Raw genomic sequence first — 22,436 nt, 5'->3', positions numbered from 1 at the left:
CGTCGCTATGCGCGCGACGCTGCCGCTCCCGGGCGCCGCACGCAGCGTCGTTCCGCGGAGCCTCTGCCCGTTCCGTGACGAGCTCTGCGGCGAATGTCGCTGCCCGACCTGCTGCACGGGGAAGAGCGACCTGACGCCGGAGGAGAAGGTGCGCCGGCTGGACAACCTGGCGAGCGACCAGCGTTGGCCGCCGGAGGACCAGGCGAGGTTCCGCGCGGCCGCGGACGCGCTGAGGCGGGAGTTGACGGGCGATGCAAGGCGGCGTCCGCGGCGTATGGCCGCGCCGCAGACGGATGGAGGACTCGCCGTGACGGCCGCGCTGGCGTGCGGGGCGCTGGGGCTCCTGATCGCGGGCGCCATGCTCTGGCTGCTGGCGAGCGAGGACGGGCAGGACCAGCAGGCGCTCCGCCGGTCGCGCGAGATCCTGGGAGGCCTCCCCGACGCGAGGCAGCAGGGGAGCGGCAGTGACCTGCCGTGGATCGGGGCACCGGAAGCGGTCAAGGCCATGGGCCCCGCAGGTGGCCACCTGTACCCGGCGAGCCCCGCGCCGCTGCCCGGCTGCCCGCGGGTCAACTGCGGTGGTACCCTGCTCACGAGGGTCCGCGACGACGTCCGGTACTGCACCCGGTGTGGCGGCGTGTTCCGCCCCGCGGAGAGCATTTTCGCGCTGGCAGGTATCGAGGAGCCGCAGTGAGCGACGGCTGGTGCTGTCACCCGAGAAACGGGGCCGGTCCGCACGAGGGCAGCACGTGGCGCTGCCCGGAGTGTCACCGGCTGATCCCGATTCTGCGCTGAGAGGCGCACCGCGCTGCGCGGCCGCGGGAGACTGCCGCGTAACCGAACAGGAAGGAGGCCTCCGCAGATGCGATCCGTCTTCACCCGCCGCACCGCCGTGCTGGCCTGCGCCCTCGCGCTGCTGCCGGCCACCCTCCACGCCAGGGCGCACGACCCGGTGGGGGAGATCCTCAACGCCGTGTCGATCATGAACGAGACCGTGCCGCCCGGCGCCGCCGAGAGCGCCGTGATGATGGTGCCCGCGCCCACCGTGCTGGTCCTCTCGCGCCGCGAGGTCGAACGTTACCGGCCGCGGGACTGCAACGAGACCTGCATCTCCATCCTGTCGCCCCCGATGGTCGCAGGGGAAGAGCCGCAGATGGCAACGCTCTCGCCCGAATTCGCCGCAGTGCTGCGCCTCTGGTTCGTGGACGCCGACCTGCGCCACGTGGACGAGAACTGGCCGCACGGGTGGCTCACTCCCGAGATGGCGCGCGAGAGCGGGCTGATCGCCTTCGACGAAAACCACGCCGCCCTGGTCGTCGACTTCATGGCGCGCCACCCGGGGGCGGCGCGCGTGGTGGTCCACTGCGAGATGGGCGGGTCGCGGTCACCGGGCGTCGCGCTCGGTCTGGCAGACGCGGCGCTCGTGCGCGACGCATCGGCGGACCGATGGCCCGGCTACAACCGACACGTACGCGAGACCCTCGCCACGACGGCGCGGCGGCGGATGCTCGCCGGCTGACGTGCGCCGCTTCCTCGCCGGGCTGCTGGTGGGCGCGCTCGCGCTCGCGGGCGGGGTCCGCCTCTACGTGGACCACAGCCCGGTGTGCGAGCGCGCCGCACGCCGTGCGTGGCGGCGCGTGCGCGTGCTGCTGGCCGGGGCGGCGCTCAGCTGCACGGCTGCGCCGGAGCGGCTCGAACCGCTGCCCGCCCGGAGCGTCCCGGCGGCCTGGGTGGCGCCGCGGCCGGCTCCCGACACCGCGTCGCTGCCGCGCTGCAACGGCGGGCGGCGCTTCCGCCCCTACCTCTGCGGGTACCGCAGCGCGGACTGACCAGTTCTCCCAACCCGCTTCCGATCACAAGGAACACGGCCCTCTGATGCTCGCCCCCGCTGCCTGGAACCTGATGCTGGACGCGCTGGCCGCCGTCGCGCAGTACGTCTCCCTCCACAGCGCCTACAGCGCCACCGGCGCCAACGAGATCTCCGGAGGCTCGCCCGCGTACGCTCGCAAGGCGAAGACGTGGAACGCGGCTTCCGAGTCCGCCTTGGACGACAGCAACACGGCCACCTTCGACGTGCCGGGCGGCGGGACGCAGGTCGCCTTCCTGGGCCTCTGGAGCGCCGCGAGCGCCGGCACCTTCTACGGGATGATCCCGCTCGGCAGCACCGGCGGCTACAAGCCGTTTACCGTCACGACGGCGAGCGACACGGTCAACTGCCCGTCCCACGGATTCTCGGACGGGGAGCGGGTCGTGTTCCTGGGCGGGGCGCCGGCCGGTCTCAGCGAAGGCGTCATCTACTTCGTCCGCGACTCCGCCACGGACTCCTTCAAGGTGGCCGCCACGTCGGGAGGCGTCGCGATCGACCTCACCGGCCAGGCGTCGGCCGGCATGGCGGTGACCCGGATCGTACCCGAGACCTTCAACGGCCAGGGCACGCACCAGGTCACCGACACCGACATCGCCCGGGTGTTCGGATGATCGAGGTCTTCCGCAACAACGCCGCCGGCACCCTGGCGTCGGGGATCACCTCCGGGGCGACGTCGCTCACGCTGCAGGCCGGGAACGGCGCGAAGTTCCCAAGCCCTGGCGCCAGCGAGTTCTTCTTCGCGACCCTGGAGGAGGGCTCGACCGTGGAGGTGGTCAAGGTGACCGCGCGCTCCTCCGACACCTTCACCGTCACACGTGCCCAACAGGGATCGAGCGGAAGCGCGTTCGGGAGCGGGGCGAAGTTCGAACAGCGCCTCACCCGCAGCTCCGTGGAGGGGGCGATCTACGGAGCGCTCCACCAGCGCTTCGCGAGCGGTGAGTACTACCACTCCTACTCGCCGGGACTCAGCAGCGCGAACGTGTCGGCGAACACGCTGCGGGCGGCGCCGTTCTACGTCCCGGTCCGCACGGCGTTCGACCGGATCGCCTGCGAGGTTGCGACCTTCGCCGCGAGCTCGGTGGTGCGCCTGGGCGTGTACGCGGACGGGGGCGACGGCAAGCCCGGCGCCCTCCTCTTCGAGGCCGGCACGGTGGACAGCACCAGCAACGGTGTCAAGGCGATCACCATTAGCCAGACGCTGGACCCCGGCGTCTACTGGCTGGCCGCGCAGCCGGAGGGCGCGACGGTGGGTCTCAGGAACTTCACCGCCCTCGGCGCCTTCCTGGCCCGGAACGCCACCTTCGGGACCACGACGCACAACGGGTACAGCGTCGCGAGCGCGGCCGGATCCCTGCCGTCCTCGTTCGGCGCGGGCTCGCTTACCAACGCCACCCCCGTGGTGGCCCTCCGGGCCGCGTGAGATGCCAGGATCGAAACCGCTCCACACGTACAACCAGCAGGGGCAGCTGGTCGAGTCCGGCACCCTCTCCGTCCCTGACGAGGAGGTCAACCGCGACGCGATCGAGGCGGGTCTCCGGGCCATGGCCATCACCCTGCGCGGCTACAGGAACAACACCGGCGGGTTCACCAACGTCCAGCGGGATCAGGCGATCCGGGACCTGTCCGCGGTCGTTCTGCGGCTGCTGCGTCTCCAGCTGGCCGAGCTGAGCGGGACGGACTGACGTGCAGCTGAACCGCCACCCGCTGGGCGTCGCTCCCCTGAACGGGGCCGCCGGCGCCGCGGCGCTCGCGACGAACGGCGTCGCGGCGGGCTCGGTGGCGGCGGCCGGCGTGGTCTCCGGAGCGAAAAAGGGGGGCGGCGTCGCGGGCGCGTCCCTCGCCTTCAGCTTCGCGGTGGCCGCCCAGAAGCGGGGTGAGGCGTCCGGCTGCGCCGGCGTCGGCGCGGGAGGGGCGGTCGAGGCGGTGGTCCAGCACACGGCTACCGCCGCCGGCGGCGTGGCCGCGGCGGGGCTGGCTTCCGGAACGCGTCACTGCACGGCGCCGGCGGCGGGGGCGGGGCTCGCGCTGGGCGGCGCCTGCTGGGCGGCTAAGGGCGCCGCCTCGGCCGCCGTGGGCGGCGCGGGAGTCACGTGCGCCGCGGCGACGTTGAAGGGATCGTCCGCACAGGCGCGGGCAGAGCTGGCGGTGAGCGCCGCGGCTGGCGTCGGCAAGCAGTCGGCCGGCCCGGCGGCGCTGGGGCTGGCGGTGGCGACGGCCTTCGCCGGGCGGAAGGTGAGCGCCGGCACCGTGTACGTCACGCTGGGCATCGGCGGAACGGTTGCGGCGGGCGCTCTCGTCGTCGCGGTCCGCTACCGCGTCAGCTTCACGGTCTCCGCGCTCGCGCCGATGCTGTCTGCGTCGGGCCTCCGGCCCGAGGTGGCCGCGTCGGCGCTCGCCCCCAACCTTTCCGCGGAGTAGCGGCCGTGTCCCAGAAGTTCACGGTGGGCCAGGAGATCACCGTCACCGCTTGCTTCACGCACCCCGAGACCGGCGAGCCGGCCAACAGCCAGGACCCGGTGACGTTCACGTTCCTTGGGGAAAGAGGACAGGAGCTCGCGGTCGTCACGAAGGGGCCGGAGGAGGCGAGCCCGACCGGGACCTACGAGGGTGCGCGGATCGTGGACGGGAGCGAAGGGGCGTGGGTGGACTGCAGGGTGATCGGCTACCCGGGTGGCAGGCGCGCGTCGGACCAGAAGCGGGCGTACATCGCCGACTCAAGCGGGGTGTTCTGATGGGCCTCTTCCGCCGCCGGCGGCGCGCCCACTGGCGCCAGGTCCGCCGCCGCACGCCCGCGCCGATCCGCGCCCCGCAGATGGCCGCGCTGCGCCGCAGCCTGGCCCGGATGCTCGGGGTCTCCGTCACCTCGCTCACCTCCAGCCAGGTGGAGTGCTTCTCCTACGGGCTGGAGCTGGGCAGGCGGGTGGAGATGCAGGGGATCGGGAAGGTGCTCAAGGGCGCGTGACCAGCAGCCGACCGTAGGATGCGGCGCGACAATCGCGCGCAGTCAGTTAGGACAGCACGGCCGCCGGCACCTCCCGGCGGCTGTGCGATTGAGCAGGGGGGCAGAAGGCGGCGAGCCCCCGGCCTGAACGGAACCGCGGGTTCGTAATCCCGGGGGCACGAGCCCCCCCCCCCCCCTCCCCGCCCCCCTCGGAGATGAAAATTCATCTCTTGACAATGTGATGAGCCTTCACCATACTAACAACCGCGAGGCCGATCGCGGTTGTGTGTCGCCTACGGAGGGGGATTGTTGTCATGGAAGCGGAAGCGAACGCGCGGCGGCGGGGCCAGAGGTCCAGGGTGAGAGCGCCCGCACCTGTGCGGGCCGCGCCTGCGGGCGGCGCCATGACGGCCGGCGAGTTGAAGATGCGGCTCTCTCTGGTGGTCAAGGCGCGTGTGGGCAACCCCGAGTCGCAGGAGGAGCGCGCCGCGGCGGTGGGGCTCGGCCGGTCGACGCTTCGCAACTACGAGAGCGCAACGCTGCCCGTGCCGCCCATGCTGGCTCGCCTGGCCCGCGCCCTGGACCGAGTGGAAGACCTGGAGGCGGAGAACCGGAACCTGAAGGTCCGGCTGGCCATCGCAGAACAGGCGGGCGGGGTCCGCACCCAGGCGCGGCAGGCGCGTCCGGCACGCCTCGAAGCCAGGTATCCGCTGCGCAAGGTCGTCTCCGCCCAGGTGTGGAAGGAGTCGTGGACGCTGCTCCTCGATTGCGACCACGTGGAATATTCCGACCTCGCGCCGAGTCAGCTCCGGGCGGTCGCGCGGGGGGAGGTGCCTCGCGCGCCCAAAACATGCCGGTGCCGCTCCTGCCACCATGCGGCGCAGAGTTGATGTTTTGCTGGGGGGGCTTCGGAACCCGGGCTCTTCCTCAGAGGTGGAGCAGGACGTAGAGGACGCCCGGCCTCACCTGCAGCCTGCGCGCGAGGTGGACCAGGCGGCGTCGCTCCGTCCAGCGGACGGCGAGCCAGTGGGGATCGGCGTACGGGCGGCCCGGCCGGGCCTGCGGGTCTTGGGACGGGTGGCGAGGTGCGGGTTCGGGGGAGGCCAGCGGATGAGGTGTGTGCGCCCGCATGGTGAGGAGCCCGGCCGGCTTAATTCTCTTGGGACCGCTCATGCCGCCCCTCGGGTTGCCGAGGCCCTGCTGTGCGGGTGAAGAGCCCCACACAGCGGGGAACAGCCCCCGGTTCTTACGGAGGCGGCGTAATATTCCGCGTTCGAGGGTGGGAAAAGCGTTCGCGTGCCTCCGCTTCTGTGATCCTTCCCAGGGAGGGCGGCGGCGCGAATGCTCCAGGTGATACGTGGATGGTAAAGTAGTAACTGACCCCCGGCCTGAAATCCAAGGTGATGCTCGCCGGCCCCGCCGTTCCGATGGCATGTGTGCCAGGGGGTACGCTAAAAGTAAAGTACGTTCCCGATCTGAGAAAGCCGATCCGAAACCCGTCGAGAAGCACGGGACTGACAGCACCGTCGAGCTTTTGAAATACGGTGATGGTCGCGGAGGACTCTGGGGCGAGAGGCCGCGGGAACTTTTCAGTCACCCCGGCAGCCGGTGTGCACGAGGTGCAGAACAGTAGGATTACCACGTAACGCATCATCATTTGAGGGCCTTTCCTTTCAACCGCGGGGAGGGCAAGAACTTCCCTCGTAACCTCTGTACTTATATACTTCCGGCCGGCGGCACACCCGATCCGCCGCATTTCTCTCGTTTCCCGCCCACCTTCACCGACAACCTGGAGAGTACCCCGATGCGGACCCATCTCCGCCTGATGCTCGCGTGCATCGGGCTCAGCCTCAGTGCAGCCGTCTTCGCGGCCTGTTCCGATCAGGGGCCCGTTGAGCCCCAGCTCGCGCCGCCCGCGCCCGCCGCGGAGAAGCGCGACACCACGCCGACGTTCACGCCGCTCTCGGAACCGATCCAGACGGACTCGACGTGCCGCAACGGCACGCTCGGCGGCGGGGGGCGCTGCTAGTCCGTCGCTAGAACCCCCTCCACTTCGCGCGCAAATAGTTCGTCGGGTACAGCCTCTTTCCGCACTGCACCTATGGCCGCGTGTGTCGAGATTGCGTTCATGACGCGCTCGGCGTACGCGGCCACACGCGTCTCGCCGTGTAGAGAAGCCAAGCCCCCGGCAAGTCCGGCAGCGAGTGTCGCCCGCTTCCATTGCCCGGTCGAGTGCGCGGCGTAGGCCAGATGCAAGAACGAGCGGGCGCGCTGGGGGCTGTCCGCTGATTCATGCGCCGCCCTCCACGCCGCAGACCACCAAGCCTCGTAAGACGCCCGGTCTCCCGCCCCAGCAGCCGCCCGGACGAAGTTAGCAAGCACCAGCATGCGCAGGCCAGGCTCGGCATCGGCCACGGCCGAGAGTACGGCACCGAAAAGACGTTGCGCGGCGACGAACCGCCCTTCCTCCACCCAAAGGTAGCCGAGATCGTGGAGAAGGTGCAGGCGGTGCGGGTCGCCAGCAGGGTAGAGCCGTAGCGCGAGCCTTACCAAACGGCGCGCGCGCCGCCCGCTTGGTGCTTCGATTGCGAGCGACGCTAAGCCGTGAACTGCGTATGCTGCTTCGGCTCGAAATCCACACCGGAGCGCGACATGCGCCGCCCTCGCGAAGCACCGGCCGGCCTTAGGGAACGCACCGCGGAGCTTGTGAACCTTTCCCAATCCCGTCCACCCAAGCGATACCGCCGAAAAGTCCCCGAGGTGCCGCCCGGATCTGATCGCGAGCGCAAACCAGATTGAGGCGGCGCGGTAACGTTCGCTCTCCCGGGCGTCGCGCCCTGCCGACCAAGCACTCCTGGCGGGCGAATGCAACCAGGTGCGGAACTGCGGCGGCGGGCACGAGGCGAGCGCGTGGTGGACCGCCGTGCGCAATCGCAGGAGGGCCGGAAGGTCTCGTACAACCCAGCGTGCACGCGGATCAAACTCCGAGAGAAGGTCGACCACGGACCTATCAGTTGGATTGACGGTCGCCGGGAAGACAACGGCGAGAGAGAATAGGTCACACGCAGCACGCTTGAAGCGGTGGTCGCGGAACAGTTCCCGGCCGACGCAGTTCGCGACCGTGAATCGAAGCAGTTCGCCCCCCAATCCGCTGCGAACCCTCCAGCGCGCGGCCTCGCCGCGGCGCGGACGGACGGGCTCCAGCACATTCCCGCCGGTTGCGCCGTGCTCCAGCCCGACACGGAAGAGCAGCCGCAAGGCGCGAAGGTCGCTCAACGCCGCCGGACCTGCGCCGAGGCCGGAGTCGACGTCGCGCAGGAACAGGATGGTGCGGGCGACGTCATAGACGAGGGCGCGCTGCCTATCCGTCAGTTCCTCTTGTGGGCCTGTCATTGTTCAAAACTGTCCTGCGTCTGTTGTCAATGGGGTGGAACTCCACCTCACGCAAGCCGCGCCGAAGCGCGATCCGGTAGGCTTCCGCGAGCTGTCGGCGCTCGCTCCACCCATGCTCACGTGCAAGTCGTGCAACCTCTTCGAGGACCTTGAATCCACGGGAGTCCTGAAGCGCTTCGGGGTCCCACGCATCCAAGCTGTCCAATGCGTCCGCGGGTAGCCCGAACGCCTGCGCTATCAGTTGCCGCGTGCGCGGGCCAGGCACCTTTGCACCCGCCTCGATCTTACTGACGTAGGATTGGCCTCCCGACAGCCGGACGCGCCGCGCGAGTTCGGATTGGCTCAACCCTGCCCGCTCCCGCAACTCCCGAATCCGCTCACCCAGCCCCTTCGGCGCCTCAGTCATTGGGCTCCCCCATAGATGCACTAGGTACTTGACTTCATGTACCCAGTGCATTAGTATGGTAGTCACCGGTCGGGCAGCGGTCAAGAACCGGGCGCGAACCGGGCAAACTAGGGGCGCAAGATAGGACTCAGGCGATGGCGAGCAAGCTTCCTGACGTGGAGAAGGTAACAGAGTTCGAGCGGCAGGCCGGCGGCTTCCGCACTGATCGGACTCTGGAGCTGCTGGGCCTCAAGGACGACAGCAGCCTGCGCAGGCTCCGCCGCGCGGGCGAGCTCAAGCGACGGGGCCGCCTCTACACGTTCGCGAGCGTGCGCAAGCTCAACGAGCAGCGCGTGAAGGACGGGCTCCTCGAACCGGAGTACCTGGCGCTGTTCTCGGGTGATCCCGCGGAGGTGGTCGTATGACCACGCGCGAGCCTTCGAGCGGGACCCTGACGGTAACGCCCCCCTCGCCGCCTGTCCAGCCCCGTCCCGAAGTCGCCGCGACGTTGGACAAGGTTGGGACAAACTGCGGCCCGGCGCTCCGCGCGCTCGCGGCCGTAACGCCGCCCTGCTTCTTCGGCGATCCCGCCCAGGACGCCGCCTGCGTGGACGGCGGCAAGGCTGCCTCGGCGGGTCTCCCGCGCGACTGCAACCGCTACGACTACTCCACGGCCCCGCTCCTCTGGCACGCGTGGGATGAGGGCTGGTGCGGCTGGCACGCGGACACTGGGGGTGAGTCGTGACCAGGCGTGGCAAGAAACCGGAGTCGCCCCCCCCGCTAACGGAGGTGGCCGAGTTACTCGCGTTCGAATTCGCGCTCAAGCTCGACCGCGAGTACGAAACCCGGGACGCAGCCCTCGCCGCGCTGGACCGCTGGCTCGTGGAGCGGGAGCGGACCGCCTTCAACCCTTCCCGCCGTGAAGCAGTACGTGAAGCGGCCCGGTTGGCCCGTGCGGAGATCGAGGGAATCTGGGAGCGTCGAAAGCACCGAGGTGAGACGTGAACGCCCCCACCCCGGCCGTCCCCTGGCAGATGGAGCGCCTGGCGGGCCTCTGCCCGTGCGACCACGGCGCCCACGCCGGCCCCTTCGCCCCCGCCGCTGAGCCGGAGTGGATCGGCGCGGCGCCCACCGCGGCGGCGGACGTGTTCCTGGCCGGCCTCGCCTGGTTCACCTGCATGGCGCCCAACTGCGGCTCCACGATCAGCGAGGGCTCGCTCTCCGCCCGCGGCGTGCGCGACATGCTGGCCGCGTCCGGACTGCTGCTCCCCGTCCGCGAGGTGCAGTGATGGACGGCGGCACAGCTGGCGGCGGCCGTGGACTGGGCGTGGTGCTGGCGCCCGCAGCAGTTGGACGGCGGACCTGTCCTCCCGCCTTCGGCCTACTGGCGTGCGACGTTGCCGCCCCATCTCGCCGCGTACGTGTGGGACGACACCGGCATGGGCGTCTACATGGCGCGCACGCCGCGCGAGGAGTCCCCCCATGCCTGACGCCTGCATATACTGCTCCTGGAGGCGAGCGCATGAAGCCCGTTGATACCAGCCTTCGCGAGCGTCTCGACGCGTGGTTCGAGCAGAGCCTACCATACATCGGATCCACAGTTTTCCCCGCAGCGTCCAGGCCCGAGAACCCTTCGTTGGTGATCGGGGGATCGGTCGTGCTGGTGGAAGCGTGGGGCGCTTGCGGGGAGCCGCTCGCGGAGCAGGAGGTCTCGAAGTTCCTGCGGCTCGCCGACCACCAGTGGATCTGGTCGCATGTGGGGACGGCGGACCGGAAGCGTCTCAGGCGCTGGCTCGCCGCGATCGGCCCCATCACCGCATCAGGCCGCGAGCCGGGGCGCGTCGGCGGTCTGGTCGTGAACCGACAGTTGGTTCGTCATCTCGTTAAGCACCTCAAGCCCAGTCAGCTCGCCATAGCCGAGGAGCGCGAGCGCCACATCATACGCTTCGACGCAGGGCGCGGCGCCGGGTGGCGCGCTTTCGTGGCGGGAATGGCGGAGTACCCCGACCGACCGTACGCAGACGCGCCCGCGCTGGAGGTGGAGTCGGGGGGCGATCCGCCTCTTTACCCGTGCATGCCCCGCCCTGATAACGCGCGGGTGGCGGCATGAAGCGCATGTACGAGGACCTTCCCGGCGCTAAGCCCGCGCGCCCGCCCCGCGGCGGCATCGACTGGGACCAGCTCGCCCAGCCGAAGGACGAGGCCGGCCAACGCCGCGCGGCGGAAGCGTTCGGCCTCTCGTCGTCGGGCGTCTTCGCGGCGATCCGGCGTGCCAACCAGCGCGACGCTACGCCGACGCCCGTTCCGGACGACCCGCCGGGCGAGCCCCCGGCCGTCCCGCTCCGCGTGTGGCCCGCGCCGCCTCCCCCGCCGCCCGTCGATCTCCAGGCGGAGCTCCGCGATTCGCTCCGGCGCCGCCAGCTGGACCTGGGTGTCAAGGTTCCGCGCGCGCGGCGGGGGCACAAGCGCAAGCCTCCCGCGCGGGAGTTGGTCCCGTGACGCCGCTCCGCCGGTGCAGCGACGTCGTCCCGGTGGATGTGCGCTTCGCCGCCTTCCTGGTCGGCCTGTTCGTGGCGCTGATGCTGGTGCTCTACTTCGGCGGTGTCGCCGTGGACTGGCTGGAGCGCAGGCAGCTCGCCGGCCTCGCGCGACGCCCCAGGGGTTGAGCGGACGTGTCCTGGGTCTTCGTCCTGCTCCCCCTCTACGCGGCCCTCGTGGGCTGCGTCCGGAGCCCCGGTCCTGCGCCGTGCCCATGGCCGCGCAGACTCCCGGCCCGGCGGCTCCGCCGATTCGAAGCACCGCGCTTCCTGCCCATCGGGGCATCGGCACCAGGCCGACAGCGCGCAGCGGGGGGAGCCCGCACCGGCGATGGGAGCGCCGGCAAACGAGACGGCGGTCCGCGTGTGACACCGCGCGCGGGCCGACCGTTCGATTCGAATCGCACCGATCGTGAAGGCGCTGAACGATGCAGGAGTCTTGACCACGCAGTCTTGCTGCGGCCACGGCCACCGACCGGGAAGCATCGACCTCGCCGACGGGCGCGTGCTCTGGATCCAGCCCGCCGGCGGCGAGGCAACGTCACCGAGGAAGTGATGTTCGGAACGCCCATGTGCCGGGTGGACATTCCGGAGGTGGAGGGCCACCCGGCGCAGACGGTTTACCACGGCGGGCAGTCGATCTACGCCGTCCACCCGTGCACGGAGGAGGTCGCGCGCAAGGCGGTGGCTAGGCTGCGCGACTACGGCGGCGACCCCTTCCCGGTCCACGTGCCCGAGTTGGCCGCGGCGCGCCGCATCATTGAACGCGCCCGCCAGGTTCAGGAGGAGGAGCGCCAGCCCGCCGCCCTCCCGGCTGGTGCCGGATGGGACGAAGACGACGACCCCACGCTCTGACCGATGCGCCACCCTCACCACGGCAACCAGTCCCGCCGGGCCCGCAAGCGGCACGGCCACCGCCGGAGCGGCTACGGACGCTGGATTCCTAAGCCGCCGTACGCTTCGCCGTGGCGTAACCTCCGGTGGCTCACCGAGGCGCCCGTACTCTCGTTCCCCAAGGAAAGCCGATGGCAGCCAAGGTAGGCGTCCACCTGACCGATAAAGAGAACGCCGCGTTCCGCGCGAGCGGTCTCTCGCTCAAGGCGTGGCTCCGGTCTCAGGCGCCGGAGGGCGCCTCTCTCGGGGTCGCCGAGATCCCCCTCCACTGGATCAGCGGCCCGTACCGCTTCCAGGAGGGCCCTTTCGCCGGCCAGCGGATGAATCCCCGCCAGCGCTTCCCCGAGCTGGAGCAGGCGAGGCTCAGGAACTCCTTGCGTGCGAACGGCCAGCAGGAGCCGCTCCTGGTCCACGTCTCGGCGGCCGACCTGGCGGAGTACGGCCCGCCATTCCGGTGGTCGGAAGAGTCCCGCCCGCACGTCGAGATCGTGGACGGCGAGCGCCGCTGGCGCGAGGCTCGAGCGGCCGGGCTCGCGACGCTCCGCTGCGAGGTCCGCACCTGGACGGACGAGGAGGCGCTCCGCTACGCGCGCGTCACCGGCACCGAAAAACTCCTGCTCTCCGACGTGGAGCAGCTCCGCGCGCACGCCGTCGAGGTGGCGCTCGGCGAGGCGGCCGGCAAGACCCGCGAGGAGATCGCCGCGGCCCTCGGCTACGACTCCCCGTCCACGCTCTCCAACGACCTGGGGCTGCTCAAGCTCCCCGACTACTGGCTGGCGGGCGTCGAGGCCGGCGACTGGAGCCGAACGGCGCTCAAGAACTACGTGAAGCCGTTCCTCTCCAAGCTCAAGAACGATGCAGCGAGGGCGCGCCTGTTCGGGCGCGCGGCGGCGGCGTGCGAGGAAGCGGCGATCACCGAGCCCAAGGGCCTCTCGGACCGACAGGTGAAGGAGATCGTTCTCGGGGTGGCGCTCGAGGTCTCCTGGCCGCTCGACTGCGCCGCGGACCTGCCGGCGGACTCCCCTATGCTGCCCGCGGGCGAGCACGACGCGGAGTGCGGCTGCGGCGCCCCGGACACGCTGGTCGGGCACCGGCGCTGTTACAACCCGACGTGGTACGAGACCAAGCTCGAGGAGATGCGCCGGCGGGGCCTCGCTGTCGACACCCACGCGGATCTGGCGGCGGTCTTCCCCGAGGAGCGAGAGCGACAGGCAGCACTCGACCTGATCGGGCGTACGTCGCTGCCAGTCAGTGGAAGCGAGGAGGTGCAAGCCGACGAGTCCGGCATGGGCCCGCGCCCGCCAGGCGAGCCACGGGGCGCCGAGGGCCGTTGGTCACCCGAGCCGTGCACGACACCCTGTCGGTCCTGCGGCTCGACTTTGTGGGGGCTGGCGGACCTCACCGTCGGCGTCTGCGAAGACTGCACGCCAGAACACTTCCGGACGCCGCCGGCGGGGTCGGGTGGTTCCGTCGGGGACCGCGACGGCCAGGAGTGGGGCGGCACCGATCCGACCGAGGCCCACGGGCCGCTCCTCGTCGCCGACCCCAGCCCGATGCCGGAGGAGCCGTCCACCGAAGGTTCCACGACGTCCACCGTGTCGTCCGGTTCCACCGCGGACCCTTCGATGGCGTCTGGTGCGACCTCCGCCACGTCGTCACCTCCGCAAGCGGGTGGGTCGTCTTCGGCCCCCGCTTCGCGAAGCGCCCCCGGCCCGGCTGAGGCCGCAGTCGCACCGTCCGGCATCGCCCGCGCCATCGTGCGCGGCACGGCCACCCTGGGGGAGATTCGCGCCTGGTTCCATCCCGAAGCGCCTGCGACCCCCGCGCACGTGGTCGTCCTGAACGAGGCGCTTCGGACGACGCTTCGGCTGCTGCAGGAGGTCGGGGCGCCTGCGTCGGCGGTCCCGGGGAGCGGGTGGGAAGGGCGGCACGGCGCACAGGACCCACCCGCGCAACCGGCCAAGAATCCGCCGGCGCGCCGGGACGCCGCCGCGGCCGAGGTCGACCGGCTTCCGGCGAACATCCGCGATGCGTTTGCGCACGCGCAGCAGCCGGACATGAGCGCGGAGGACAAGGCGCACGCCCTCCGGGTACTCTCGCGGCATTGCGAACTCGGCTGGGCGTTCCTAAACGCGAACCAGGAGGGCGGGGCGGACCTGTCGGCGCTGGCGGACGCACTGGACCAGGCCGATGTGCTGCTGCGCGGCGAGGTGGCCGGTGCCTGAGCCCCCGAAAGACGCTCTCGACGCCGTATGGTACGCCGCCAAGCTCGATTACCACCACGGGGTCGAGTCGAATCCCTGGCCGGAAGGCACGCGCCAGCACGCGGTGTGGGCGCTTGGGTGGGGAGGCTGAGCGTGAAGCGGAAGCCTGGGAGCACAGTGACGCCTTCCGTGTCGAAGAGGCACTGGAGGAGCAGCGCTACTTTGAGCGGCGCCGGGCGGAAGCGCGCGAGTCGGGCGGGCCGGACCCGGACCGCGTTGCCCTCTTCCTGCGCAACAGCGTCGACCGCGTTCTGAGGTATCTGGGGATGAACGGCCCGTCGGTGATCGTCAACCAGGAACGCCGCAACCTGCTGCGGCTCGCCGACGAGCTCGCGCGCATCCCTACCCCGACGGAGCAGCGCCTGGGGTGGGTCCCGCTGGCGGAGACGGATGGGGGCGCGACGTGAGCCCGTCCGAGCTGCTCCAGCGCTGGCGCGAGGACGCGGCCCGCTTCCGTGAGTACGGCAGCGGTGGCGAGGCGCTTGCCTCCGTCCTGGACTCGGTCGCGGACCAGATGGAGGTCTCTCTGCGCGACGATGCGCTGCGGCCGCTCAGTCTCGCGCAAGCCTCCGTCCTGGGCGGATACAGCGTCGAGCGCCTGGGCGCGCTTCTACGCGAACGCCCGGAGCTGAACGTCGGACGCAAGGGTGCGCCGCGAATCATGCGCTCGCAGGTCCCCTTCAAGGCCGGGCACGCGCCCGCGGATTCGGATGATCTCCGGAAGGCTCGCGCGGGACGCGGCGGGAGTGCATCATCTACCGCGGGGGCGGCGGCCCGGCGGGCCGCGCTGTGAATCCACGCGGGCGGGAGGTGAGCCGTGCCGAAGAAGAAACAGCCGAAGCTCTGGAGCTACGAAGCGGGGTCGCGCGGGTCGCGCGTCTGGGTGGGGGAGCGCGTGCCGGGCGGCGTCCTCACCTGCCGCTGGTGGGACCCCGTGCGGGGGCAGAACCACTTTCAAAGCTTGGGACACCGGGACAAGGCGAAGGCCATGGAGCACGCCGACGCCCTCTCGCGGCTTCATCGCACGAACAAGGAGGCGGGGGCGCGGGGCCTCCTCACCCTGGCCGCGCTGTTCGGCCTCTACGAGGGCGCCGGCGAGCCGGCCCGCAAGAAGAGGCGCGGCGCCCAGGACGACGCGCGGCGGATGGATATCTGGCAGGCGTACCTAGGGGACGCATTCGTCGTCCAGGACCTGACGCCCGGCATCCTCAAGCGGTTCGTCGCGGACCGCAAGGCGGGGCGGGTTGCGGTGCAGGGGCACGCCCTCGGCGCCGCTAGCGACACGACCGCCGGCAAGGACGTGGGCTTCTTACAGGCGGTGCTGCGGTGGGCCGGGCCCGAAGGCCATTTAGACGACGCGCCAGTTCGGCCGTCGGTCATGCAGTTCGCCCTGCCGCGTAACGTGAACCCGCGGCGGCCGGTGGCCACGTACGACCGCTTCCTCGCCCTCCGGCCGCACTGCAGCCGCCACGGCAGCGGCCGGTTCGGGGAGTTCGTGGACCTGGTGGAGGCGCTTGGCTGGCGGGCGGGGGCGATCTGCGCTCTGGACTACGCCGACCTGGATTTGCAGGCGCTGCCGCAGGCACCGCTCGGACGGGTCCTGAAGCGGGCGGAGACCGACAAGCGCGGCGTGGAGATGTGGATACCACTGCCTGCGGATGCGAGGTCCGCCATCGACCGGCTGCTGCGCAAACGCGGCGCGGTGGGGCGCGGACCCCTCTTCCCGCGGCCGAAGGACCCCACCCGCTGTTGGACGGTCGAGTACGCGATCAAGCAGCTGCGCCACGCGGAGAGGGACGCTGGCCTGCAGCCGCAGGCGCGGGGCGCCTTCCACCCGTACCGGCGCGCATGGGTGAGGGCACGGAAGGACTGGCCGCGCTCGGACGTGGCGGCCGCGGGCGGGTGGCAGTCGGTGCGGACGCTGGAGATCTACGACGGGGCGGACGAGCACACGCTGCTCGCGGTGGTGAACGAGCCGCGCAAGCTGCGCGACGCGGGGGCGGCGTGAGAGAGGAGGAGAACGGAGCGATGGACGCTATGACACATCACGCCTACAAGGCGTTCTTGCAAGCAGTCTCCGAGGAACACGGGAGCGACCCTCCGCCCATGGACGGTTCCTCGGTGATCGAACGCCTCGCATGGTGGATGGACCGGGCGCCGTCGCACGCCGGTACGCCCATGGCGTGGCTCCGCGAATTCGCGGCGGACCTACGCAAGTGGGCGGACCTGATTGAGGCGGACGTCGGAAGCATCGCCGGCGGGCAAGAAACGTAGCAAACTACGTAGCACGGCAGGAGCGGAGACGGGAACGCCCCACGGCGCGCAAGCACATGCGGGGCGAGGGGATAGGGAGGGAGAGGCGCCGCCCGGATTCGAACCGGGGGTCGAGGATTTGCAGTCCTCTGCCTTACCACTTGGCCACGGCGCCGTACCTGCTTCGACCCCGCGGCGGGCACGAGAGCGGGCAACCGGGCTCGAACCGGCGACCTCAACCTTGGCAAGGTTGCGCTCTACCAACTGAGCTATGCCCGCGTTTGGGAACGGCAAATGTACCGGTTCGGGCCGGTCGGGTCAACCCCCGCCGGCTCCCGCCCGGGCGCCGTCCTAACCCGATCCTAAGCCGTTTTCGCCGCGTTCGCGCCCCTCTGCGCGTTGACAAGGGCGGGGGCCGCGCGCTAGCGTCTCCTGCCCCGCGTCCGGCCCGGCCGGACCCGCGTCCCCGCTGCTTCCAGGGCGTACCCGATGAAGCGCTTCCTGCCGGCCGCCGGCGCGTCGCTCCTGCTCGCCCTGGCCTCCCCCGCCCTGCACGCGCAGGGCGAGGACGCGCGCGTGCTGCCGCGGGGATGGGTGGAGCTGAAGGGGACGGGGGCGTTCACCCACTACGAGTCGCGCTTCGCGGACGGGGGCTCGGAGCCGCTGGGGGCCGCGTTCCAGGAGCAGCTGCAGGCGCTCGCCGCGCGCATCTCGGAGCCGGTGGTGCCGCCGCTGCGCTCGCGGCTGGCCGAGTTCTTCACCGGGACGGCGGCGCGCGTCACGAGCCCGGTGCTCCCGGCGGAGGTGGCGGTGGGGAGCGCGGCCGTGCGGCTCTCGGCCGACCGCCGCGACGTGCCGCTCACCTTCTCGTACGGGCTCACCGGCCGCGTCACGCTGGAGGCGACGGTCCCGATCCACCGCCGGCAGACGGAGGTGCCGTTCCTCTTCCTCTCCGGCGCCACGGTGGGCGAGAACCCCAACGCAGGGGTCAACGCGGCTGTGCTGGCGGAGGTCGACTCGGCGTTCGCGGCGCTGGGGCGCTCGCCGTACCTCCCCACGGCGGGGTCGGAGGCCGGGATCGAGCTGCAGCGGCGGGTGCGCGAGCTCACCGGCGACACCCTGCAGCTGCCGCGGCAGGGGCTCTCCTTCGCCGACCTGCTGGGCGACACGGCGGCGGCGCGGCTGGCGGGGGCCGACAGCTTCGCGCTGGCGGCCGGGACGCGGCGCACCCCCTACCGGCTGGGCGACGTGCGGGTGGGGGCGCGGCTCCAGCTCGTGAACTCGGCGCCGGGGTGGCCCTTCCCCGACAGCGCGCGGGGGGGCGGGGTGCGCAGCACGCTGGCGGTGAGCGCGCGGCTCCCCACGGGCGCCCGGACGCCGCTCACGCTCCTGGAGGTGCCGCCCGAGGGCGGGCACCTCGGGGTGGGGGTGGAGCTGCTGAACGACGTCTTCCTCTCGAGCCGGTTCTGGCTGACGGCGGCGGCGTCGTTCGACGTGGCGTTCGCGGCCGACGTGGGGCGGCGGCCGTTCCTGGCCGACACGCTGTTCCCCAGCGACAGCGCGCCGGCGCGCACGCTGCGCCGCGAGCCGGGGGCGCGGATCACGGCCTCGCTCACGCCGCGCTACCGGCTCACGCGCGAGTTCGGCTTCGCGGCGCACTACGCCTTCGAGCGCCGGGGGGCGACGACGTTCACCGCCGGCGACGCGCTGGGCGAGGTGCTGCTGGGGCCGGTGGAGACGGCGGAGGCGTGGACGGCGCACCGCGTGGGGCTGGGGATGAGCTACAGCACCATCGAGGCGGCCCGGCGCGGGCGCACGCCGCTGGCCATCGAGCTGTGGGTGCTGTACCGCAACACGGTGGCGGGGAGCGGCGGGGCGCCGCACGCGGGGGTGATCGAGGCGGGCGGGCGCCTCCCCTACCAGCTCTTCGGCCGGCCGCCGCGCGCGCGGGCGGACACGGCGGGGGCGGACTCGGCGGCGCGCGTGCCGCCGCCGCCCGGGGCGGAACCGCCGGTGCGCCGCCCGCCGCTGCCGCTGCCGCTGCCCCAGCCGGCGCCCGCTCCCGCTCCCCCGCCGGCCCCGCCACCCGCGCCGGCCCGGCCGAGCCCGCCGCCACCGCCTCCTCCTCCGTCGGGGTCGGGCGAGTGACGCATGCGGCCTCCCGGCGCAGCCGGGAGGCCCCCTCCCCCGCGCGGCCCTCGGCTGCTCGTTCCTCGCAGCCGGAGGGCGCGCTCCCCTCCCCCGCTGCGCGGTAGAGGGGAACACCTCGGCGCTTCGCGCGACGAAGTTGCATGAGGGATGCGCGCCCGGAGGGCCGGGACGCCGCCGCCACAGGGGGTATCGTGGCGGTGGTGGCCCGGCGCCGTTGGGCAACGTCGTTTGTTGCCCTACGGCGCGCGCAGCCCGGCCCGGAGCGCAGCGGAGGGACATGCCCAAAACCGCAGTGCGTCAGTGCGGAAGTGCGTTAGTGCGTAACTGCTCCAGTCCCAACGCACTCACGCACTCACGCACTCACGCACTTCTTTTCACCCCACCGCGACGCCGCGCTCCAGCAGCTCGCGGGCGTGCTCCAGCGAGACGGCGCTCTCGGGGTCGCCGCCCAGCATGCGGGCGATCTCGCGGACGCGCTCCTCGTCTTCCAGCCGCTCCACTTCCGTCGTCGTGGTGCCGCCCTGCTCCCGCTTGAGCACCCGCAGGTGGGTGGTGGCGCGCGAGGCGATCTGCGGCAGGTGGGTGATGGCGAACACCTGGTGGCTGCCGGCCACCTCGCGCATCTTCTCTCCCACCTGCAGCGCCACCCGCCCGCCGATGCCGGCGTCGACCTCGTCGAACACCAGGGTGGGGACGGCGTCCTGGCGCGCCAGTATGGTCTTGAGCGCCAGCATCAGCCGCGACATCTCGCCGCCGCTCGCCACGAAGGAGAGCGGGCGCGGCTCGAAGCCGCGGTTGAGCGAGACGCGGAACTCGACTTCCTCGGCGCCGCGCGCGCCCGGCTGCGGGAGCGGGAGGCGGGCGACTTCGAACGCGCCGCCCGCCATCCCCAGCTCGGGGAGGACGCGGTCGACCTCGGCGGCGAGACGCTCGGCGGCCGCCGCGCGCCGCCCGGTGAGCTCGGCGGCCAGGCGGTGCAGCTCGGCGGCGGCGTCCGCGGCGCGCTTCTGCAGGGCGGCCAGGTCGAACTCGGCGGAGTCGAGCAGGTCCAGCTCGGCGCGGGCGGCGCGGCCGGTCTCGACCACTTCGGCCAGGGTGGCGCCGTACTTGGCCTTGAGGCGGAAGAGGAGGTCCTGGCGGCGGCGGATCTCCTCCAGCCGCGCGGGGTCGTGCTCGATGGTGCTGCCGTAGCGCTCCACCCGCTCGGCCAGCTCCTGGAGGGCGTAGTAGGCGGTGTCGTACAGCTCGCGCAGCTCGGCCTGCGAGGGGTCGATCGCCACGAGCCGGTCCAGCGTGCGGTTGAGCGAGCCGAGGGTGCCGACCAGGGCGCGGCCGCCGCCGGAGAGGGCGTCGTACAGCGAGGCGGAGAGGGCGGTGAGCTCCTCGGAGTGCGCCAGGCGGCGGGCCTCGTCCTCCATCTCCTCTTCCTCGCCGGGGCGCAGGGAGGCGCCCTCGATCTCGTCGGCCTGGAAGCGGAGGAAGTCGGCGCGCTGCAGGGCCTCGCGGCGGCGCGCGTCGAGGTCGGCCACCTGGCGCTCGAGGGCGGCGGCCGTCTCGTGCGCGGCGGCGACCCGGGCCAGCAGGTCGGCGTGGCCGGCGTAGGCGTCGAGGATGGCGCGCTGCTCGTCGCGCTTCAGCAGCGTCTGGTGCTCGTGCTGGCCGTGCAGGTCCACCAGGTGCCGCCCCAGCTCGCCCAGCACGCCGGCGGTGGTGGGGCTGCCGTTCACCCAGGCGCGGCTGCGGCCCTCGGCGGCGACTTCGCGCTTGAGCACCAGGAGCCCGTCGTCGGCCTCGATCCCGCGCTCGTCCAGCAGCCGCAGCAGCTCGGCCCGGCCGCCCACCTCGAAGACGCCTTCCACCGAGGCGCGGTCCTCGCCGGCGCGCACCAGGTCGGCCGAGGCGCGCTCGCCGAGCAGGAGCGACAGGGCGCCCACGATGATCGACTTCCCCGCGCCCGTCTCGCCCGTGAGCACGTTGAGCCCGGGGCCGAGGTGCACGGTGAGGCGGTCGATCAGCGCGAAGTTGCGGATCCGCAGCTCGGAAAGCATGGCCGAAGGTTACACCGATGGGGCGGGGCCGTTCGGGAGGGATGTGGACGGAAGGTAAACCCGCCGGAGGAGGGCGGCAACGGGGTGACGGCTCGCCCGCGCTCCTTGCGCCAGCGGGCGGACGGCTGCGACGACCGGCGTCGGCGCCGCGCCGGGCAGCCCCCGCCCCGGCGCCTGGCGCGCCTGTCCCTCCCCCGAACTTCAGGGGAGGGACTTCGGTGATCCCCACGGGCGCGGAAACTGCCGGCTTGCCGCTGTCCTGGGGGCGGAACATATTCGACTCCCGGCCGGGCCTGCCTGATCGGCCCGGCGCCAACCGTCCCGCTGGCTTCCTCCTGGCCTATGCGATCCAACCGCCAGACCGGCCCGAACCGGCTGCTCTTCGTGGCGCTCGCGTGCGGGGCCGCCGCGCTCGCCGCGTGCAGCGACCGCAGCCCCTTGCTGCGTGAAGGGACCGCCGGACCGCCGCCGCCCGTCCTGGCCGCGGTGCAGTGCCACGTGAGCGTGCTCTCCAGGAGCTTCACCTGCGACGTCCCCGTGGCGTCCACGGGCGCCCGGGCAGACGTGGTCGTCGGCGGCCAGCACCAGTTCGTGCGGCTGACCTCCAGCAACGTGTCGTTCGCGGTGGACACGCTGCGCGCCGACGTCACGCTGCAGAACCTGATGTTCCAGCCGATCGGCACCCCCGACAGCACCACCGCCGACGCCACGGGGAACAAGATCTTCTTCCACTCCGGGCCCACGGTGACGGCCGGCACGGGCGCGGTGGAGGTGGTGACCCCCGACACCGGCACCTTCACGGCCGCCAACCAGCCGTTCTACCGCTATGTCGGCGTCCTGCTGCAGAACGAGACCAGCGGACCCAGGACGTGGAAGTTCCGCCTCTCCCCCGGCGTGCAGGGCTTCTCGTTCATCGTGTACGTCTCGGCGCCGATGCCGCGCGAGGACGGCTACATCGACGTGACTCCGGCGCACCCGTCGCAGCCGACGGGCGGCAGCGGCACCGTGCAGCTCACCGGGGTGCCGCGCACCGCGGCCGGCGCGGTGTGGACCGACACCATCGTCTGGGCGTCGCAGGACACCTCCATCGCCTCGGTGGACCCCAACACCGGGCTGGTCACAGCCAGGGAGCCGGGGACCACCGTGATCACGGCCACCAGCACCTCGCGCCCCGGCCGCACCGGGTACACGAAGTTCACCAGCACCACGACCGGCGGCCCCGACCAGACGCCGCCCACCCTCACGGCGCTCTCCATCTCGCCGCGGGTGGTCGCCGGGGCGGACTCGAACTCGGTGGTGACCGTCACCTTCTCGGCCACCGACGCGTTCAGCACCACCGTGTCGGGCGTCGGGCTGGTGGTGACCGCCGTCACCTTCGTCACCCCCGGCGGCTTCTTCGTGGGCGACAACGGGTGCCAGCGCATCTCGGGGATCTCCATCAACGGCACCTGGCGGTGCACCGTGAGCGTGCCGCGGTTCAGCGACCCGGGGACCTGGAAGATCTTCTCGTTCGCCCTCCCCGACCAGGCCAACAACCGGCGGGTGTACACGGCCGAGGACCTGCGCGCCGCGGGCTTCCCGCAGACGATCCTGGTGCTGGGCCTGTAGGACACCGCGGTCCGTCGCTCACGGGCCTCTCCTTCGCCTTCGATTTTCTCCGCGGGCTCCGCGTCTCCGCGTGAGCCACGTTCCTTTCGGCTGAA

Annotated in this window: 28 protein-coding genes and 2 tRNA genes; 25 read left to right on the top strand and 5 right to left on the bottom strand. The window is 71.9% G+C overall.

What is annotated here, in order from left to right:
- The first annotated feature begins 7 nt into the window (after positions 1 to 7).
- The 10 genes from VF746_13295 (at position 8) to VF746_13250 (ending at position 5,698) form a co-directional block, all read left to right on the top strand.
- Positions 8 to 694, top strand: a complete 687-nt coding sequence (locus tag VF746_13295; GenBank protein HEX8693393.1) for a hypothetical protein — start codon at positions 8 to 10, stop codon at positions 692 to 694.
- Between the two features lie 168 nt (positions 695 to 862).
- Entirely contained in the window at positions 863 to 1,519 is a 657-nt protein-coding gene (locus tag VF746_13290; protein ID HEX8693392.1) for a hypothetical protein, read from the top strand.
- Between the two features lies 1 nt (position 1,520).
- Positions 1,521 to 1,829, top strand: a complete 309-nt coding sequence (locus tag VF746_13285; GenBank protein ID HEX8693391.1) for a hypothetical protein — start codon at positions 1,521 to 1,523, stop codon at positions 1,827 to 1,829.
- A 46-nt stretch (positions 1,830 to 1,875) separates the two neighbouring features.
- The gene (locus VF746_13280; protein HEX8693390.1) at positions 1,876 to 2,478 is read left to right on the top strand and encodes a hypothetical protein; all 603 of its coding nucleotides are present in this window, start codon (positions 1,876 to 1,878) and stop codon (positions 2,476 to 2,478) included.
- A complete protein-coding gene (locus VF746_13275) occupies positions 2,475 to 3,287 on the top strand; it encodes a hypothetical protein (GenBank protein HEX8693389.1) in 813 nt (270 codons plus the stop codon). Before VF746_13280 ends, VF746_13275 begins: the two co-directional genes overlap by 4 nt.
- Position 3,288: 1 nt before the next feature.
- Positions 3,289 to 3,549: a hypothetical protein gene (locus tag VF746_13270; GenBank protein ID HEX8693388.1), complete on the top strand. Its 261-nt coding sequence runs from the start codon at positions 3,289 to 3,291 to the stop codon at positions 3,547 to 3,549.
- 1 nt (position 3,550) lies between these two features.
- A complete protein-coding gene (locus VF746_13265; GenBank protein HEX8693387.1) occupies positions 3,551 to 4,285 on the top strand; it encodes a hypothetical protein in 735 nt (244 codons plus the stop codon).
- 5 nt (positions 4,286 to 4,290) lie between these two features.
- On the top strand, positions 4,291 to 4,599 hold the full coding sequence (locus VF746_13260) for a hypothetical protein (protein HEX8693386.1): 309 nt from the start codon (positions 4,291 to 4,293) through the stop codon (positions 4,597 to 4,599).
- Positions 4,599 to 4,829: a hypothetical protein gene (locus VF746_13255; protein HEX8693385.1), complete on the top strand. Its 231-nt coding sequence runs from the start codon at positions 4,599 to 4,601 to the stop codon at positions 4,827 to 4,829. Before VF746_13260 ends, VF746_13255 begins: the two co-directional genes overlap by 1 nt.
- 383 nt (positions 4,830 to 5,212) lie before the next feature.
- Complete coding sequence (locus VF746_13250) at positions 5,213 to 5,698, top strand: helix-turn-helix transcriptional regulator (GenBank protein HEX8693384.1); 486 nt, start codon at positions 5,213 to 5,215, stop codon at positions 5,696 to 5,698.
- A 37-nt stretch (positions 5,699 to 5,735) separates the two neighbouring features.
- Here the strand turns inward: VF746_13250 and VF746_13245 are convergent, their stop codons facing one another.
- Positions 5,736 to 5,981: a hypothetical protein gene (locus VF746_13245; GenBank protein HEX8693383.1), complete on the bottom strand. Its 246-nt coding sequence runs from the start codon at positions 5,979 to 5,981 to the stop codon at positions 5,736 to 5,738.
- A 631-nt stretch (positions 5,982 to 6,612) separates the two neighbouring features.
- Here VF746_13245 and VF746_13240 point away from each other — a divergent pair.
- Positions 6,613 to 6,837: a hypothetical protein gene (locus VF746_13240; GenBank protein HEX8693382.1), complete on the top strand. Its 225-nt coding sequence runs from the start codon at positions 6,613 to 6,615 to the stop codon at positions 6,835 to 6,837.
- On the opposite strand, the gene VF746_13235 is transcribed toward VF746_13240, so the two are convergent.
- Positions 6,834 to 8,201: a hypothetical protein gene (locus VF746_13235; GenBank protein HEX8693381.1), complete on the bottom strand. Its 1,368-nt coding sequence runs from the start codon at positions 8,199 to 8,201 to the stop codon at positions 6,834 to 6,836. The genes VF746_13240 and VF746_13235 overlap by 4 nt on opposite strands.
- A 540-nt stretch (positions 8,202 to 8,741) precedes the next feature.
- Between VF746_13235 and VF746_13230 the strand changes: the two genes are divergently transcribed.
- The 12 genes from VF746_13230 to VF746_13175 all read left to right on the top strand — a co-directional run bounded on the left by VF746_13230 (position 8,742) and on the right by VF746_13175 (position 16,555).
- Positions 8,742 to 9,011 (top strand): hypothetical protein, encoded by a 270-nt coding sequence (locus tag VF746_13230; GenBank protein ID HEX8693380.1) that lies wholly within the window; start codon positions 8,742 to 8,744, stop codon positions 9,009 to 9,011.
- Positions 9,012 to 9,375: 364 nt separating this feature from the next.
- Positions 9,376 to 9,591, top strand: a complete 216-nt coding sequence (locus VF746_13225; protein ID HEX8693379.1) for a hypothetical protein — start codon at positions 9,376 to 9,378, stop codon at positions 9,589 to 9,591.
- Positions 9,588 to 9,875, top strand: a complete 288-nt coding sequence (locus tag VF746_13220) for a hypothetical protein (protein ID HEX8693378.1) — start codon at positions 9,588 to 9,590, stop codon at positions 9,873 to 9,875. The genes VF746_13225 and VF746_13220 overlap by 4 nt, the downstream gene beginning before the upstream one ends.
- A 233-nt stretch (positions 9,876 to 10,108) precedes the next feature.
- Positions 10,109 to 10,696 (top strand): hypothetical protein, encoded by a 588-nt coding sequence (locus VF746_13215; GenBank protein HEX8693377.1) that lies wholly within the window; start codon positions 10,109 to 10,111, stop codon positions 10,694 to 10,696.
- Entirely contained in the window at positions 10,693 to 11,085 is a 393-nt protein-coding gene (locus VF746_13210) for a hypothetical protein (protein HEX8693376.1), read from the top strand. Before VF746_13215 ends, VF746_13210 begins: the two co-directional genes overlap by 4 nt.
- The gene (locus VF746_13205) at positions 11,082 to 11,252 is read left to right on the top strand and encodes a hypothetical protein (protein HEX8693375.1); all 171 of its coding nucleotides are present in this window, start codon (positions 11,082 to 11,084) and stop codon (positions 11,250 to 11,252) included. Before VF746_13210 ends, VF746_13205 begins: the two co-directional genes overlap by 4 nt.
- A gap of 426 nt (positions 11,253 to 11,678) precedes the next feature.
- Positions 11,679 to 11,978, top strand: coding sequence for a hypothetical protein (locus VF746_13200; GenBank protein HEX8693374.1), 300 nt, complete (start codon positions 11,679 to 11,681; stop codon positions 11,976 to 11,978).
- 170 nt (positions 11,979 to 12,148) lie between these two features.
- Positions 12,149 to 14,242 carry a ParB N-terminal domain-containing protein gene (locus VF746_13195; protein ID HEX8693373.1) on the top strand — a complete coding sequence of 698 codons (2,094 nt, stop codon included), beginning with the start codon at positions 12,149 to 12,151 and terminating at the stop codon, positions 14,240 to 14,242.
- Positions 14,243 to 14,355: 113 nt separating this feature from the next.
- Positions 14,356 to 14,688 (top strand): hypothetical protein, encoded by a 333-nt coding sequence (locus tag VF746_13190; GenBank protein ID HEX8693372.1) that lies wholly within the window; start codon positions 14,356 to 14,358, stop codon positions 14,686 to 14,688.
- Positions 14,685 to 15,074, top strand: a complete 390-nt coding sequence (locus VF746_13185) for a hypothetical protein (protein ID HEX8693371.1) — start codon at positions 14,685 to 14,687, stop codon at positions 15,072 to 15,074. Before VF746_13190 ends, VF746_13185 begins: the two co-directional genes overlap by 4 nt.
- A gap of 24 nt (positions 15,075 to 15,098) precedes the next feature.
- Positions 15,099 to 16,289, top strand: a complete 1,191-nt coding sequence (locus tag VF746_13180; protein ID HEX8693370.1) for a tyrosine-type recombinase/integrase — start codon at positions 15,099 to 15,101, stop codon at positions 16,287 to 16,289.
- Between the two features lie 20 nt (positions 16,290 to 16,309).
- A complete protein-coding gene (locus tag VF746_13175) occupies positions 16,310 to 16,555 on the top strand; it encodes a hypothetical protein (protein HEX8693369.1) in 246 nt (81 codons plus the stop codon).
- Between the two features lie 83 nt (positions 16,556 to 16,638).
- Here the strand turns inward: VF746_13175 and VF746_13170 are convergent.
- Both VF746_13170 and VF746_13165 read right to left on the bottom strand, forming a co-directional pair.
- Positions 16,639 to 16,709 (bottom strand) — tRNA-Cys (locus tag VF746_13170).
- A gap of 31 nt (positions 16,710 to 16,740) precedes the next feature.
- Positions 16,741 to 16,813: transfer RNA gene (locus VF746_13165), tRNA-Gly, on the bottom strand.
- Positions 16,814 to 17,023: 210 nt separating this feature from the next.
- Here VF746_13165 and VF746_13160 point away from each other — a divergent pair.
- Positions 17,024 to 18,682: a hypothetical protein gene (locus VF746_13160; GenBank protein HEX8693368.1), complete on the top strand. Its 1,659-nt coding sequence runs from the start codon at positions 17,024 to 17,026 to the stop codon at positions 18,680 to 18,682.
- 377 nt (positions 18,683 to 19,059) lie between these two features.
- Here the strand turns inward: VF746_13160 and recN are convergent, their stop codons facing one another.
- Positions 19,060 to 20,733, bottom strand: coding sequence for a DNA repair protein RecN (gene recN / locus VF746_13155; protein ID HEX8693367.1), 1,674 nt, complete (start codon positions 20,731 to 20,733; stop codon positions 19,060 to 19,062).
- 342 nt (positions 20,734 to 21,075) lie between these two features.
- Between recN and VF746_13150 the strand changes: the two genes are divergently transcribed.
- On the top strand, positions 21,076 to 22,341 hold the full coding sequence (locus VF746_13150; GenBank protein ID HEX8693366.1) for an Ig-like domain-containing protein: 1,266 nt from the start codon (positions 21,076 to 21,078) through the stop codon (positions 22,339 to 22,341).
- Positions 22,342 to 22,436 lie beyond the last annotated feature (95 nt).

The sequence above is a fragment of the Longimicrobium sp. genome (genome assembly GCA_036389795.1).
Taxonomy (GTDB): Bacteria; Gemmatimonadota; Gemmatimonadetes; order Longimicrobiales; family Longimicrobiaceae; genus Longimicrobium.
Note: the sequence above shows the minus strand (reverse complement) of the source record. Positions and strands in the feature narration are given on the sequence as shown.

Bases quoted from the DNA above. Each gene is read 5' to 3' on its own strand.
- VF746_13275 (HEX8693389.1), top strand. From the start codon at position 2,475: ATGATCGAGGTCTTCCGCAACAACGCCGCCGGCACCCTGGCGTCGGGG.
- VF746_13215 (HEX8693377.1), top strand. From the start codon at position 10,109: ATGAAGCCCGTTGATACCAGCCTTCGCGAGCGTCTCGACGCGTGGTTC.
- VF746_13245 (HEX8693383.1), bottom strand. From the start codon at position 5,981: ATGAGCGGTCCCAAGAGAATTAAGCCGGCCGGGCTCCTCACCATGCGG.
- VF746_13250 (HEX8693384.1), top strand. From the start codon at position 5,213: ATGACGGCCGGCGAGTTGAAGATGCGGCTCTCTCTGGTGGTCAAGGCG.
- VF746_13235 (HEX8693381.1), bottom strand. From the start codon at position 8,201: ATGACAGGCCCACAAGAGGAACTGACGGATAGGCAGCGCGCCCTCGTC.
- VF746_13295 (HEX8693393.1), top strand. From the start codon at position 8: ATGCGCGCGACGCTGCCGCTCCCGGGCGCCGCACGCAGCGTCGTTCCG.
- VF746_13200 (HEX8693374.1), top strand. From the start codon at position 11,679: ATGTTCGGAACGCCCATGTGCCGGGTGGACATTCCGGAGGTGGAGGGC.
- VF746_13230 (HEX8693380.1), top strand. From the start codon at position 8,742: ATGGCGAGCAAGCTTCCTGACGTGGAGAAGGTAACAGAGTTCGAGCGG.
- VF746_13270 (HEX8693388.1), top strand. From the start codon at position 3,289: ATGCCAGGATCGAAACCGCTCCACACGTACAACCAGCAGGGGCAGCTG.
- VF746_13240 (HEX8693382.1), top strand. From the start codon at position 6,613: ATGCGGACCCATCTCCGCCTGATGCTCGCGTGCATCGGGCTCAGCCTC.
- VF746_13160 (HEX8693368.1), top strand. From the start codon at position 17,024: ATGAAGCGCTTCCTGCCGGCCGCCGGCGCGTCGCTCCTGCTCGCCCTG.
- recN (HEX8693367.1), bottom strand. From the start codon at position 20,733: ATGCTTTCCGAGCTGCGGATCCGCAACTTCGCGCTGATCGACCGCCTC.
- VF746_13175 (HEX8693369.1), top strand. From the start codon at position 16,310: ATGGACGCTATGACACATCACGCCTACAAGGCGTTCTTGCAAGCAGTC.
- VF746_13210 (HEX8693376.1), top strand. From the start codon at position 10,693: ATGAAGCGCATGTACGAGGACCTTCCCGGCGCTAAGCCCGCGCGCCCG.
- VF746_13195 (HEX8693373.1), top strand. From the start codon at position 12,149: ATGGCAGCCAAGGTAGGCGTCCACCTGACCGATAAAGAGAACGCCGCG.
- VF746_13150 (HEX8693366.1), top strand. From the start codon at position 21,076: ATGCGATCCAACCGCCAGACCGGCCCGAACCGGCTGCTCTTCGTGGCG.
- VF746_13280 (HEX8693390.1), top strand. From the start codon at position 1,876: ATGCTCGCCCCCGCTGCCTGGAACCTGATGCTGGACGCGCTGGCCGCC.
- VF746_13290 (HEX8693392.1), top strand. From the start codon at position 863: ATGCGATCCGTCTTCACCCGCCGCACCGCCGTGCTGGCCTGCGCCCTC.
- VF746_13255 (HEX8693385.1), top strand. From the start codon at position 4,599: ATGGGCCTCTTCCGCCGCCGGCGGCGCGCCCACTGGCGCCAGGTCCGC.